Source organism: Microbispora sp. ATCC PTA-5024 (genome assembly GCF_000511135.2).
GTDB classification, from domain to species: domain Bacteria; phylum Actinomycetota; class Actinomycetes; order Streptosporangiales; family Streptosporangiaceae; genus Microbispora; species Microbispora corallina.
In genome coordinates, this window is the sequence record NZ_KI866523.1 from 1,680,453 (window position 1) to 1,692,158 (window position 11,706).

At 73.9% G+C, this 11,706-nt stretch carries 12 protein-coding genes; 4 read left to right on the forward strand and 8 right to left on the reverse strand.

Annotated features, from left to right (window positions below; genetic code table 11):
- Nucleotides 1-30: 30 nt before the first annotated feature.
- The gene (locus MPTA5024_RS41095; protein ID WP_051458388.1) at nucleotides 31-786 is read right to left on the reverse strand and encodes a hypothetical protein; all 756 of its coding nucleotides are present in this window, start codon (nucleotides 784-786) and stop codon (nucleotides 31-33) included.
- A 206-nt stretch (nucleotides 787-992) separates the two neighbouring features.
- Between MPTA5024_RS41095 and MPTA5024_RS20400 the strand changes: the two genes are divergently transcribed.
- Both MPTA5024_RS20400 and MPTA5024_RS20405 read left to right on the forward strand, forming a co-directional pair.
- Nucleotides 993-1,415: a hypothetical protein gene (locus tag MPTA5024_RS20400; protein ID WP_036325788.1), complete on the forward strand. Its 423-nt coding sequence runs from the start codon at nucleotides 993-995 to the stop codon at nucleotides 1,413-1,415.
- 40 nt (nucleotides 1,416-1,455) lie between these two features.
- Nucleotides 1,456-2,367, forward strand: coding sequence for a LysR family transcriptional regulator (locus tag MPTA5024_RS20405; protein ID WP_036325791.1), 912 nt, complete (start codon nucleotides 1,456-1,458; stop codon nucleotides 2,365-2,367).
- Nucleotides 2,368-2,407: 40 nt separating this feature from the next.
- On the opposite strand, the gene MPTA5024_RS20410 is transcribed toward MPTA5024_RS20405, so the two are convergent.
- The 5 genes from MPTA5024_RS20410 to MPTA5024_RS20430 are packed head-to-tail and all read right to left on the reverse strand — an operon-like array spanning nucleotide 2,408 to nucleotide 7,593.
- Nucleotides 2,408-3,391: a serine hydrolase gene (locus MPTA5024_RS20410; protein WP_232326549.1), complete on the reverse strand. Its 984-nt coding sequence runs from the start codon at nucleotides 3,389-3,391 to the stop codon at nucleotides 2,408-2,410.
- Entirely contained in the window at nucleotides 3,388-4,989 is a 1,602-nt protein-coding gene (locus MPTA5024_RS20415) for an N-acyl-D-amino-acid deacylase family protein (protein WP_036325795.1), read from the reverse strand. The genes MPTA5024_RS20410 and MPTA5024_RS20415 overlap by 4 nt, the downstream gene beginning before the upstream one ends.
- Complete coding sequence (locus MPTA5024_RS20420; RefSeq protein WP_036325798.1) at nucleotides 4,986-5,753, reverse strand: amino acid ABC transporter ATP-binding protein; 768 nt, start codon at nucleotides 5,751-5,753, stop codon at nucleotides 4,986-4,988. Before MPTA5024_RS20420 ends, MPTA5024_RS20415 begins: the two co-directional genes overlap by 4 nt.
- A complete protein-coding gene (locus MPTA5024_RS20425; protein WP_232326550.1) occupies nucleotides 5,750-6,718 on the reverse strand; it encodes an amino acid ABC transporter permease in 969 nt (322 codons plus the stop codon). Before MPTA5024_RS20425 ends, MPTA5024_RS20420 begins: the two co-directional genes overlap by 4 nt.
- Nucleotides 6,709-7,593, reverse strand: a complete 885-nt coding sequence (locus MPTA5024_RS20430; RefSeq protein ID WP_036325801.1) for an ABC transporter substrate-binding protein — start codon at nucleotides 7,591-7,593, stop codon at nucleotides 6,709-6,711. Before MPTA5024_RS20430 ends, MPTA5024_RS20425 begins: the two co-directional genes overlap by 10 nt.
- A gap of 245 nt (nucleotides 7,594-7,838) precedes the next feature.
- Between MPTA5024_RS20430 and MPTA5024_RS20435 the strand changes: the two genes are divergently transcribed.
- Complete coding sequence (locus tag MPTA5024_RS20435; protein WP_157099574.1) at nucleotides 7,839-8,195, forward strand: hypothetical protein; 357 nt, start codon at nucleotides 7,839-7,841, stop codon at nucleotides 8,193-8,195.
- An 83-nt stretch (nucleotides 8,196-8,278) separates the two neighbouring features.
- Nucleotides 8,279-9,244 (forward strand): LLM class flavin-dependent oxidoreductase, encoded by a 966-nt coding sequence (locus MPTA5024_RS20440; protein WP_036325807.1) that lies wholly within the window; start codon nucleotides 8,279-8,281, stop codon nucleotides 9,242-9,244.
- Nucleotides 9,245-9,256: 12 nt separating this feature from the next.
- Here MPTA5024_RS20440 and MPTA5024_RS20445 read toward each other — a convergent pair whose 3' ends face one another.
- Together MPTA5024_RS20445 and MPTA5024_RS20450 are read right to left on the reverse strand one after the other, a co-directional pair.
- Nucleotides 9,257-10,147, reverse strand: a complete 891-nt coding sequence (locus MPTA5024_RS20445; protein ID WP_036325810.1) for a D-alanyl-D-alanine carboxypeptidase family protein — start codon at nucleotides 10,145-10,147, stop codon at nucleotides 9,257-9,259.
- 153 nt (nucleotides 10,148-10,300) lie between these two features.
- Nucleotides 10,301-11,524: a beta-ketoacyl-[acyl-carrier-protein] synthase family protein gene (locus MPTA5024_RS20450; protein WP_232326551.1), complete on the reverse strand. Its 1,224-nt coding sequence runs from the start codon at nucleotides 11,522-11,524 to the stop codon at nucleotides 10,301-10,303.
- Nucleotides 11,525-11,706: the final 182 nt, after the last annotated feature.

Here is an 11,706-nt window from a genome sequence, read left to right on the forward strand (position 1 = left end):
GGACGGTGAGCGGCGCGGCGGAGTCACGTCCTACAGGCCGAGCCTCCTCACGGCCGTCCGCCAGTCCTTCGCGATCGCCTTCTGCGCGGCCGAGAGCCGTACGTCTCCGGCGCAGACGGCCCTGGTGAGCCGGCGCTCCACGGCGTCCTTGTCGAGTGCCGTGCGACCGCCGGCCTTGTAGAGGGGCTCGGGCCACAGATTCTTGACGCTCTTCGGCGCCCCGCCCAGGGACAGCGGGATGAGGGCGTCCTCCTGGTAGTGGGACGGCCGGGTGTCCTTGTGGCCGTACTGGGCGATCTGCTTGACCCGCAGCGCGTTCGTGTAGCTCGTGGGCGCCTGGATCTTCCTGACCCAGCCGGCCCTGCAGACGGTGGTGGCGATCGTGGCCTGGGTGACGGCGGGGTTGCGGGCGCCGGGCTGGCACTTCGGGTCGGGCAGCGGCAGGTAGGCGCGGGAGCAGGCGGGCTTCACGGGTTTCGCGGTTGGGCTCGGCGTGGGGGTCGGCGTGGGGGTCGGCGCCGGGCCCGACGTCGAGGCGGGCTTCCACCGCCAGTACGAGCCGTCCTGGACGCACCTGTAGGTGTCGCCGTCCTCCGAGTAGCCGTACTTGCCGTGCGCCGCGGCCGGGCAGAACGCGCCGGGCGTGACGCACTCCCAGTGGTCGCCGACCTGCCGGTAGCAGCTCGCCGAGGCGGAGTGGGCGACGGCGCCGGCCTGGGCCGCGAACGGGGCGACGAGCAGCCCGAGGGCGACGATGACGACGGGTAACAGAGAACGGACGCGCACGGCGACTCCTCTGGTGATGTCTGTGAAGAACGGGACGCAGGAGAAGACGGCCGATCCCGCTCCGCGGTTGCCGACGCGATACGGGGATGGTCATTCCTTTTCGGGAATTGCCGGTCTGCGAGGCCCTCGGGAGCATTCGGAGTGCTCCGCGACCGTTCGCGGGTTCGCGGAGGGTAACGCGCACGACATGCCTGCGAGGAGAAACAGTGATCGACATCGACGCGGGGAACCTGGTCGGCCGCTACGTCGCCCTCTGGGGCGAGCCGGACGCCGGGGTACGTCGTACGACCATCGAGGAGTTGTGGGCGGAGGGCGGGGGCCACATCCTCCAGCCACCCCAGGAGATCCGGGAGACGGCCGGCGGCCTGGGCTTCGACCACACCACGCTGGAGGTCCACGGGTACGACGCCATCGAGGCGCGGGTGGCCCACGCCTACCGGACGTTCGTCGCCCCGGGGGAGTACACGTTCCGGTCCGCCGGGGACGTCGTCCGCCTCCGCGAGATGGTGAAGTTCACCTGGGAGATGGTGCCGGTCGGCGGCGGCGACCCGGTGGGCGGCGGGCTGGAGGTCCTCGTGCTCGGCGAGGACGGCCGCATCGTGACCGACTACCAGTTCCCCGGCCCCTGACCTGGGACGCGACGGTCCGGGCGGCGCCGATACTGGGGGAATGCTCAGCAGCCACCGCCTGAAGGTGCTCCAGGAGGTCTTCAGGACCGGGAGCATCGCCGGAGCCGCCCGGACGTTGCGGCTGTCGCCCTCCGCCGTCTCCCACCAGCTCGCCCGGCTGGAGGAGGAGGCAGGGGTGGGCCTGGTGGAGCGGTCCGCCCACAGCCTCCAGCTGACCGCCGCCGGGCGGCGGCTGGCGACCCGGGCACAGGAGGTGCTCGACCTCATCGAGTCGGCGGAGAAGGACCTGTTCGCGCAGGCCAGGGCCGACGCGGGCCAGCTGCGCATCGGGTTCTTCGCCTCGGCCGGGTACCGGCTGCTGCCGCTCGCCCTGTCGTCGTTCACGGCCCGCCACCCCGGCGTCGAGCTCGACCTGGTGCTCGGCCAGCCCCACGAGCTGCTCCCCGACATCGAACGCGGCGCGCTCGACGTGCTGGTCGTCTTCGAGCACGCCCTCGACACCTGGAGGCCGCCGAAGGGCGTGGAGGTGGTCCACCTCTTCGACGAGCCGCACCTGCTGGTCGTGCCGCTCGGCCATCCGGCGGCGCGCCGCCCCCGGGTGCGGCTCGCCGACCTGGCCGACGATCCGTGGATCACCACGTTCGGCACCGAGACGCCGGTGTCGGTGCTGGAACGCGCGAGCGCGCTGGAGGGCTTCACCCCCGCCATCCGCTGCCGCAGCGACCACTACGAGGTCACGCTCGGCCTGGTGCGGGCCGGGCTGGGGGTGGCCCTGGTCCCGAGCCTCGGCGTCCAGGGGGCCACCGGGGTGCAGGTCTGCCACGTGGAGGGGCCGAAGCTCTACCGGCGGGTGGGCGCCGCGACCCGGCCCACCAACCCCAACCCGGCGTTGCGGGCGTTCCTCGACTACCTCCGCGACGCCTCGGCCCGGCTCAGCGTCACCCTGCGCTGATCTCCGGCCGGGGCTGCGCTGCCCCGGCTCGGCCCGGCTGTCACCCTGCGCCGGCCGCCGGCCCTGGCCCCGGCTGCACGAGGGAGCCGATGGCCAGTCCCGCCCGACGTACGGCCTGGACCAGCGCGTGCTCCGACCCGGCCGGGCCGTGCGCGAGGACGGCGTAGCCCGCGCGGCGCGCACCCACGATCACGCCGGCGTCGCCCCGGGTCCCGGTGTCCGTGCCGGTCTTGTTCGCCACCCAGACCCCCGGGTACGGCACCGCCCGCGGCGGGAGCCGGTCCTCCGGGTCGTGGGGGAGCAGGGCGGGGACCAGCCCTCTGTCGGTGTTGTGCGCCATCCACCCGAGCAGGAGCCGGTGCCACGGCTCGCGGCCGTAAGCGAGGGCCGTGGTGAGGGAGGCCAGCTCCCGGGCCGTGCCGGTGGCGAACGCCGGCGGATGGACGGGCAGCCGGGGCTCGCGGATCCGGTCGTGGATCCGCGTCCGGGCCATCCCGAGCCCCCGGGCCGCCGCGTCGACCCGGTCGAGCCCGAGCCGCCGCAGCAGCGCGTTCGTCGCCGTGTTGTCGCTGACCGCGGCCGTGAGCAGGGCGAGGCCGGCGACCGTCCACGTGGCCGCCGACAGCCCGGGCGTCTCCCCGGAGCCGGTCAGCAGGCCGGACCCGCCCGCGCGGTCCTCCTCCAGCAGCGTGACCGGCTCGGCCGGGTCGACCGCGCCCGACGCGATGTCCTGGGCGAGCGCGGCGAGCAGCAGCAGCTTGCCCGTGCTGGCCAGGGGGAGCTCGACGTCCTCGTTGAGGGCGAGCAGGCCGGGAACGCAGACGGCCAGCGTCCCCGCAAACCCCTCGCCGAGGGCGTCCGGCATGTCCGCGAGCCCGGCGGCCCCTGTGCCCGCGAGCCCGGTATCCAACGTGCCCGCGAGCCCGGCCGCGCCGGTCGCGTCCGTCCCGGACGTCGCCTCGCCGGTGGGGCGCGGCCTGTTCGCGAGCCCGGCGTCCGGGCCGGCGGGGGTTTCGCGGCTCACGTGGTGAGGACCTGTCCCGGGCGGGCGCCCGTCTCCTCGCCGTCCCGCACCACGACCGCGCCGGCGACGACCACGGCCTCGATCCCCTCGGGCGGGAGCAGCGGATCGGTGAACGTCGCCCGGTCGGCCACCCGCTCCGCGTCGAACACCACCAGGTCGGCGTGCGCGCCGTCGCGGACCACGCCGCGCCCGGCCAGCCCGAACCGGGCCGCCGCCATGCCGGTCATCTTGTGCACCGCCTCCTCCAGCGTGAGCAGACCCAGCTCGCGCGCGTACCGGCCGAGCACCCGGGGGAACGTCCCGGCCCAGCGCGGATGGGGACGCCCGCCGGGCTTCGGCACGCCGTCCGAGCCGATCATCGCGTACGGCGCGGCCAGCACCCGCCGCACGTCCTCCTCCACCATCGAGTGGCTGATGATCGTCACCTCGCCGCGCTCGGCCACCAGGAGGCCGGCGGCCGTGTCGAGGGGGTCGGCCGAGGCGGCGGCGGCGAGCTCGGCGATCGTCCTGCCCTCGGTCTGCGGATGGCGCGGGGCGCACGCGACCGAGATGCGGTCCCAGCCGCCGTTGCCCACCGTGTTCTCCCAGCCCGGCACGCCCTCGGCGATGGCCCGCCGCATGCGGTCGCGCTGCGCGGGGTCGCCGAGCCGCGCCGCGAGAGCCGCGAGGCCGCCGTCGTTCGCCCAGGGCGGCAGCATGGCGGACAGCGCGGTGCTGGCCGCCGTGTAGGGGTAGACGTCGCAGGTCACGTCCATCCCGGCGGCCCGCAGCGCGGCGATGCGCGGGAGGGTGCGCTCGGTGCGCCCCCAGGCGTACCGGCCGGCGGTCTTGTGGTGCGAGACGTGCAGCGCCGCGCCGCTGCGTACCGAGATCTCGACCGCCTCCTCCAGCGCCTCCTCCACCCGGGACATCTCGTCGCGCAGGTGGGTGACGTACGGCTTGCCGTGCCGGGCCGCGACGGCGGCGAGCGCGACCACCTCGTCCGTGCCGGCGTACGAGCCGGGGGTGTAGATGAGACCGGTCGACAGGCCCGCGGCTCCCTGGGAGAGGGCGAGGTCGAGCAGCGCGCACATCTCGCGCAGTTCCTCGGGCCGGGCGGGCCGGTCGACGGGCCCGAGCACGCCGGACCGGAGCGTGCCGTGGCCGACGAGGGACGCGACGTTGTTGGCCCGGCCGGCGGCGGTGTGCGCGGCGGCGAACCCCGCGAAGTCGCGGAACATGCCGGTGTCGCCGCCGAAGGTGACCCTGGCCTCGGCGCGCATCGCGGGCAGCTGAGAGGGCAGGGCCGGGAACAGGCCCGAGCCGCAGTTGCCGCAGATCTCGGTCGTCACCCCCTGGAGCACGGCCGCCCGGACCAGGGCCCGTCCGGCGTCCGCCTCGCCGAGCAGGGCCGCGCCGTCGGAATGGGTGTGGACGTCGACGAAGCCGGGGGCGACGATCCGCCCGCGGGCGTCGAGCACCTCGGCGGCCTCGACCGCGGCGCCCGGAGGCAGGACGGCCAGCCGGCCCCCGGTCACGGCCACGTCGGCGGGCCGGCCCGGCGCGCCCGTGCCGTCCACGAGGACGCCGCCCCGGACCAGGAGGTCGGCGCGGCTCATCCGACCTGCCCGAGGAAGGCGCGCAGCCGCTCGTGGCGGGGCGTCGCGAGCACCTCACGGGGGTGACCCCGCTCCAGGACGACGCCGTGGTCCATGAAGACGAGCTGGTCGCCGACCTCCCGGGCGAACGCCATCTCGTGGGTCACGACCATCATCGTCATGCCGCTCGCCGCGAGGTCGCGCATGACGGCGAGCACCTCCTGCACCAGTTCGGGGTCGAGGGCGCTGGTGGGCTCGTCGAACAGCATCAGGTTCGGCCGCATGGCGAGGCTGCGGGCGATGGCGACGCGCTGCTGCTGGCCGCCCGACAGCTGGGCCGGGTAGTGGTGGGCGCGGTCGGCCAGCCCCACGCGGTCGAGCAGTTCCCCGGCCTCCCGCCGCGCCCGCGCCGCCGGGGTCCGCAGCACGGTGACCGGGCCCTCCATGACGTTCTCCAGCGCCGTGCGGTGCGGGAACAGGTGGAACCGCTGGAAGACCATGCCGATGCCGCGGCGCTGGCGGCACAGCTCGGCCGGGCGGAGCGCGTGCAGCCGCCCGCCGCGCTCCTCGTAGCCCATCAGCTCGCCGTTCACCCAGACCCGGCCCGAGTCGATCGTCTCCAGCCGGTTGACGCAGCGCAGCAGGGTGGACTTGCCCGACCCGGACGGCCCGACGACGCAGACCACCTCGCCCGCGGGGACGTCGAGGCTGACGCCCTTCAGCACCTCCAGCGGGCCGAACCGCTTGCGCACCGACTGGATCCGCACCATCGGCCGCTCGTTCATGAGGGCTCCTTGGGGAAGGGACGGAGGTTGCGGCGCACCCGGGACGGCAGCCGGACGTGGCCCCGCTCGAACCGCTTCTCGACGAAGTGCTGGCCGACGCTCGCGATCGTGGTGAGCACGACGTACCAGATCGAGGCGACCACGAGCATCGCGATCACCTCGAAGTTGCCGAGGTAGATGCGCTGCGCCACGGTGAGCAGCTCGGCGCCCGCGATGACCGACACCATCGAGGTGGTCTTCAGCATCGAGATGAACTGGTTGCCGGTGGGCGGGATGATCACCCGCATCGCCTGGGGCAGCACGACCCGGCGCAGCACCTGCCGGTGCGACATGCCGAGCGACTCGGCCGCCTCGCGCTGGCCCGGGTCGACCGAGCGGATGCCGGCGCGGACGATCTCGGCCATGTACGCGCCCTCGTTGATGGCCAGGCCGAGCAGCGCCGCGGTGAACGGCGTGATCAGCTGGTTCGCCTGCCACTCCACCAGCTTCGGGCCGCCGAACGGGACGCCGATGCCGAAGGTGGGGAAGACCAGCCCGATGTTGAACCAGAAGATGAGCTGCACGAGCAGCGGGGTGCCGCGGAAGAACCAGGTGTAGAGGGCGGAGGTGCCGCGCAGCACCGGGCTGTCGGACAACTGCATCACCGCGGCGAGCACGCCCAGCGCCAGGCCGATGGCCATGGACAGCACGGTGAGCTGGATCGTCACCCACAGGCCGCCGAGGATCCTGCCGTCGCCGAGATAGGCGACGATCACGTCCCAGTGCAGGTTCTGGTTGACGACGACCGTGTACGCCAGCCAGGCCAGGAAGAGGAGCGCGGCGGCCGCGGCGACCCAGCGGCCGGGCCGCACCGGGCGGACGGCGTCGATCGGCAGGTCGGCGTCGATGGGCGGGTCGGCGTCGATGGGCGGGTCGGCGTCGATGGGCGGGTCGGCGTCCGCCCGCTCCTCCCCGGTCACTTCCACGGCTGCGTGTTCACCAGGACACCGTCGACGGCGTTGGCCTTCACTCCGTAGGAGTCGAGGACCTTCGCGTAGCCGCCGTCGGCCTGCAGTTCCTGCATGGCCTTGGCGACCGCGTCGCGCAGCGCGCCGTTGCGCTTGTCGACCGCGATGCCCCACGGCCCGGCCTCGTACTGCTCGGGCAGCACGTCGTACCGGCCGGTGTCCTTCGCGTACATGACCGCGACGGGGTAGTCGACGATGGTGGCGACGGCGCGGCCGGAGTCGATGGACAGCAGGCCGGTCGGCGCGTCCTCGCTCTGCATGATCGTCATCTTGGTCGCGCACTTCTCGTTCTGCTTCTCGCCGATCGCGAGGTTCGAGCTGCCCTTGGCCAGCACGACGGTCGTCCCGCACAGGTCGTCGAGCTTCCCGATGCCGTCGGGGTTGCCCTTCTTCACCATGATCGCGCCGCCCGCGTTGAAGTAGTCGACGAAGTCGACCGCCGCCCGCCGTTCCTGCGTGTCGCTCATGGACGACATCACGACGTCCCACCGGCCGCCCTGCAGCCCGGGGATGAGGCCGTCGAACGCCGCGTTGGTGATGGAGAACTTCAGTCCCAGCTTGGCCGCGATGGCCGCGCCCAGGTCGGGGTCCACGCCGGTGAGCTCCTGGGTGCCCTTCTTGTACATCTCCATCGGCGGGTAGCCCTCCGACGTCGCCACGCGCAGCACGCCCGCCGCGCGCACGGCCTCGGGCACCATGTCCTTCGCGGTCTTCCCGGCCGCCGCGGCCGTGCTCTCGCCCGCGGCGGTGCCCGACGACGAACGCCCGCAGCCGCCGGCGAGGGCCGACACGACGAGCGCGCCGACTATGGCCACGTATAGGCGCTTTGTCATGGTTCCTCCTGTTTGCGAGCGATTGAGCTTATGCTGGCCACGGCAGGTAACGGCCCCAAGAGTCGTGAACGCTTGCGGCCCTGAGCATCGACGTCTTCGATGCTCAGGCCCGCGCGACGGGGTCTGTGCCGCTCTGTCCCGGCTGCGGTAAAGAGATCACCGTGTGGGGGAGTCGCGTCCACACTCCGGGTACGAGATCGCGCAGGCATCGTGTGCGCGGAGTGGAGAGGGAGGTGGGCGCCGACATGAGAGAACGGACCGGCATGCGGCGTGCGGGCGTCGCCCCGCTCGCCCGGCGGCTGGCGTCGGCGGCCCTGGTGGTCGCGGCGGCGTCGGCGGCGGTCACGTCCACCGCGCAGGCGGCGAGCGCGCCCCCGGCCGGGATCCTCGTGGCGGGCCACGGCGGAGGCGGGGGATCCACCAACATCAACACCGGGCACGCCTCCAAGAACCGGAACTACGCGGCGGTCAACAGCCCCACCCTGTTCCGCGGCGATCAGAACGTGGCCATCAGCATCAGCGGTCAGACCAACACCCAGCTGGGCTTCTGCAAGAAGTGGGTGAAGCACTGCCACATCAACCTGAGCAGCTGGCTCGACTGACGTCCCGCCAGGGCTGACGCCGCGAGTCGCGATTCCCTGCCGGGAATTGCCGCCGTCCACGGCTCACCGCGACGATCGGCCGCATGGACGACGACATCCGCATCGGCGTGCTCCTGCCGGTGTCCCGGGCCCAGTGGGGCGAGGGCGGCGACCCGCGCGAGCTGGTCGGCCTGGCCACGCGTGCCGAGGAGCTCGGCTACGACTCCCTCTGGGTGAACGACTCCCTGCTCACGCCGCGCGTCGAGGCCCTCGCCATGCTGGCCGCGGCGGCCGCGGTGACCGGCCGCGTCACGCTCGGCACCGCCGCGCTCATGCCCGTGCTGCGGCGGCCGGTGCAGGCGGCCCACGCTCTCGCCTCGATCGACCTGCTGTCGGGCGGCCGGCTGGCCGTCGCGGTCGGCGCCGGGTTCCCCGGGCGGTTCGGACGGCCGCTGTACGAGGTGTCCGAAGTCCCGTGGGAGGGGCGCTTCACCCGGCTCGACGAGACCGTGGCCCTGTGGCGGCGCCTGTGGTCGGAGGACGGGCCGGTGTCCTTCCACGGGACGGCGCTGCGGTTCGACGGCATCCCCCCGCAGACGAGGCCGTTCCGCACGGGCGGGCCGCCGATCTGGCTCGGCGGCGCCACCCCCGCCGCGCTCGCCAGGACCGGCCGCCTGTACGACGGCTGGCTGCCCTATCCGCCGGCGCCGGAGCAGTACGAGACCGGGCTCGCCGAGCTGCGCCGGGTGGCGGCGGAGGCCGGCCGCTCCCCGGACGCCCTCACGCCCGCCCTGTTCGTCTCCGTGCTCGTCGACGACGACGCCGAGGAGGGACGGCGGATCATGGAGCGGTACAGCAGGGCCAACTACGGCCTCCCGCTGGAGGAGCTGGAGAAGATCCAGGCCGTGGTCGCCGGCCCGGCCGGGGACGTCGTCGCGCGGCTGCGGTCGTACGTGGACGCCGGGGCACGCCATCTCGTGTGCCGGATCGGGACGGTCGACCTCGGGTCGCAGCGGGCCCAGATGGAGCGGATCGCCGGTTTGCTCCCCGTCCTGCGCGAGCCGGCGTAGCACCCGGCTGCGTCAGGCGGCGGCGCCGGGGTCCGCTCCCGCCCAGTCGAGGAGCGACTCGGCCGTGTCGAAACGGCGGCTGGAGACGTCCTCGCCGAGGATCACGCCCACCAGCCGGCGCCCGTGTCGGTCGGCGGCGAACGCGAGGCAGAACCCGGCGGCGTCGGTGAAGCCGGTCTTCACGCCGATCACGCCCGGATCGCCCAGCAGGTGGTTGGTGTTGGTCCAGTCGTACTCGCCGTGCCCGTCCGTCTCCGGCACCGTGTACTCCGGCGTCGAGGTGACCTTGGCGAAGGCGGGGTCGCGCAGGGCGATCTCGGCGAGCCGCGCCTGGTCCCGGGCGGTCGAGTAGCCGTCGCCCTTCGAGGTGGGCAGGCCGTCGGGGTTGACGTAGTGGGTGTCGTTCAGCCCGAGCTGCTTGGCCGTCGCGTTCATCTTGGCGACGAAGCCGTCCACGCCGGGGCCGTACGTGCGGGCCAGCGCGTGGGCGGCGTCCGCCCCCGACGGCAGCAGGAGGCCGTACAGCAGGTCCTTGACCGGGACACGGTCGCCGGGGCTCAGGTCGGCCGTCGTGCCGCCGCCGTCGTTGGCGTAATTCACGTCGCCGGAGGTGACCTTCACCTCGTCCGTGGGCTTCGCCTGCCGCAGGACCAGGTACGCGGTCATCATCTTGGTGAGGCTGGCGATCGGCATGCGCTTGCCGCCGTTCTTGTCGAGCCGCGCCTTCTCGGAGGACGCGTCGAGAAGGTAGACGGCGCGCCCGTACACCTCCGGCGCGGGGTCCGCGGCCGCGACACGCGCGGGGGAGGCCGACGCCGGGGGCGCTTCGGCCAGCACAGCGGTGGTCAGGGGGGTGACCAGGGCAAAGGCCGCTGTGGTGATGCCGAGTTTGAGCTTATGCATGCCGTTTAGGGTGCCATGGCGATACGCCCGGTTATGTCCGGTAACAGGTAAAAGGTGTGGAAAAGGCGCTAGGTCCGTGTAACGGGTGTGGCGCCCGCGATCCCTGTCGGCGTCCGGCCGGATCATGCCGTCGGGCGAAGGGCCGCCGCGGGCTCAGGCGGCGGTGAAGGCGAGACAGGCGTTGTGGCCGCCGAAGCCGAAGGAGTTCGCGACGGCGGCCGTCCACCGTCCCCGGCGCGGCCGCCCCGTGACGATGTCGAGGTCGATCCGGGGATCGGGGTCGTCCAGGTTCCGGGTGGCGGGAATCACCCCGTCCCGGAGGGCGAGGACGGTCGCGAGGGCGGCCAGCGCCCCCGACGCCCCGCACGTGTGCCCGGTCATCGACTTGATCGCGGTGACGGCCGCGTGCGCGCCGAGCGTCCCGGTGATCGACCGGGTCTCGGTCAGGTCGCCGCTCGGCGTCGAGGTGGCGTGGGCGTTCACGTGGCCGATGTCGCGGGGGTCGAGCCCCGCCGAGGCCAGCGCCCCCCGGATCGCCCGCATCTGGCCGCCCGCGTCCGCGCCCGTGATGTGGTGGGCGTCGGAGGAGACGGCCGCGCCGGCCAGGGTGGCGTGGACCCGCGCTCCCCGGGCCGCCGCGAAGCCCTCCCGTTCGAGGACCAGCAGGGCGGCCCCCTCACCGAGGACGAAGCCGTCCCGTCCCGCGTCGAACGGCCGCGACGCCTCCGCGGGCGCGTCGTTGCGGGTGGACAGGGCCTTCGCCTGGCCGAATCCGGCGAGGGTCAGCTGGTGGACGCACGCCTCGGCGCCGCCGGCGATCACCACGTCGGCCCGGCCGAGGCGGATGAGGTCCAGGCCCGCAGCGATCGCCTCTGCGCCCGAGGCGCACGCGCTGACCGGCGTGAAGGCGCCTGCCCGCGCGCCGAACTCGATGCTCACCACCGCCGCCGGCCCGTTCGGCATCAGCATGGGGACGGTGTACGGCGAGACCCTCCGCGGTCCCGACGCCTCCAGGACGTCCCGCTGGGCCAGCGTGGTCAGCATGCCGCCGACCCCCGTGCCGACGACGACGGCCAGGCGCTCGGGCTCGACGTCCGGGGCGCCGGCGTCCGCCCACGCCTCCCGCGCGGCGACGAGGGCGGCCTGCTGACAGCGGTCGAGCCGCCGGGCCGTCACCCGCCCGAGCGCCTCCGCCGGGTCCACGGCCATCCGCCCGGCGATCCGCGTCGCCAGGCCCTCCGCCCAGTCGTCCCGGATGCGGTCGATCCCCGACCGCCCCTCCAGGAGGGCGGCCCAGGTGGAGACGGCGTCCCCACCGACTGGCGTGGTGGCGCCGAGTCCCGTGATCGACGCGCCCGCCGTCATTCCGTCACCCATCGACGACCCCCTCAGCCGTTCCGAAGCCGGATCACCACGCTGGCAGGGCGAGGGGCGGGCGGGCAGGTAACGCGATCAACGAAAATGTCGCCCGATATTTGTGCTTGTCCGGAACGGACTCCGGCGAGCCGAGCCGGCCGCGCGGCCGTGCGGACGGAGAGCCGGGGGCTGTGCGGCGGCCC

Bases quoted from the DNA above. Each gene is read 5' to 3' on its own strand.
- MPTA5024_RS20415 (WP_036325795.1), bottom strand. From the start codon at position 4,989: ATGAGCCGCGCCGACCTCCTGGTCCGGGGCGGCGTCCTCGTGGACGGC.
- MPTA5024_RS20430 (WP_036325801.1), bottom strand. From the start codon at position 7,593: ATGACAAAGCGCCTATACGTGGCCATAGTCGGCGCGCTCGTCGTGTCG.
- MPTA5024_RS20420 (WP_036325798.1), bottom strand. From the start codon at position 5,753: ATGAACGAGCGGCCGATGGTGCGGATCCAGTCGGTGCGCAAGCGGTTC.
- MPTA5024_RS20445 (WP_036325810.1), bottom strand. From the start codon at position 10,147: ATGCATAAGCTCAAACTCGGCATCACCACAGCGGCCTTTGCCCTGGTC.
- MPTA5024_RS20405 (WP_036325791.1), top strand. From the start codon at position 1,456: ATGCTCAGCAGCCACCGCCTGAAGGTGCTCCAGGAGGTCTTCAGGACC.
- MPTA5024_RS20440 (WP_036325807.1), top strand. From the start codon at position 8,279: ATGGACGACGACATCCGCATCGGCGTGCTCCTGCCGGTGTCCCGGGCC.
- MPTA5024_RS20435 (WP_157099574.1), top strand. From the start codon at position 7,839: ATGAGAGAACGGACCGGCATGCGGCGTGCGGGCGTCGCCCCGCTCGCC.
- MPTA5024_RS20450 (WP_232326551.1), bottom strand. From the start codon at position 11,524: ATGGGTGACGGAATGACGGCGGGCGCGTCGATCACGGGACTCGGCGCC.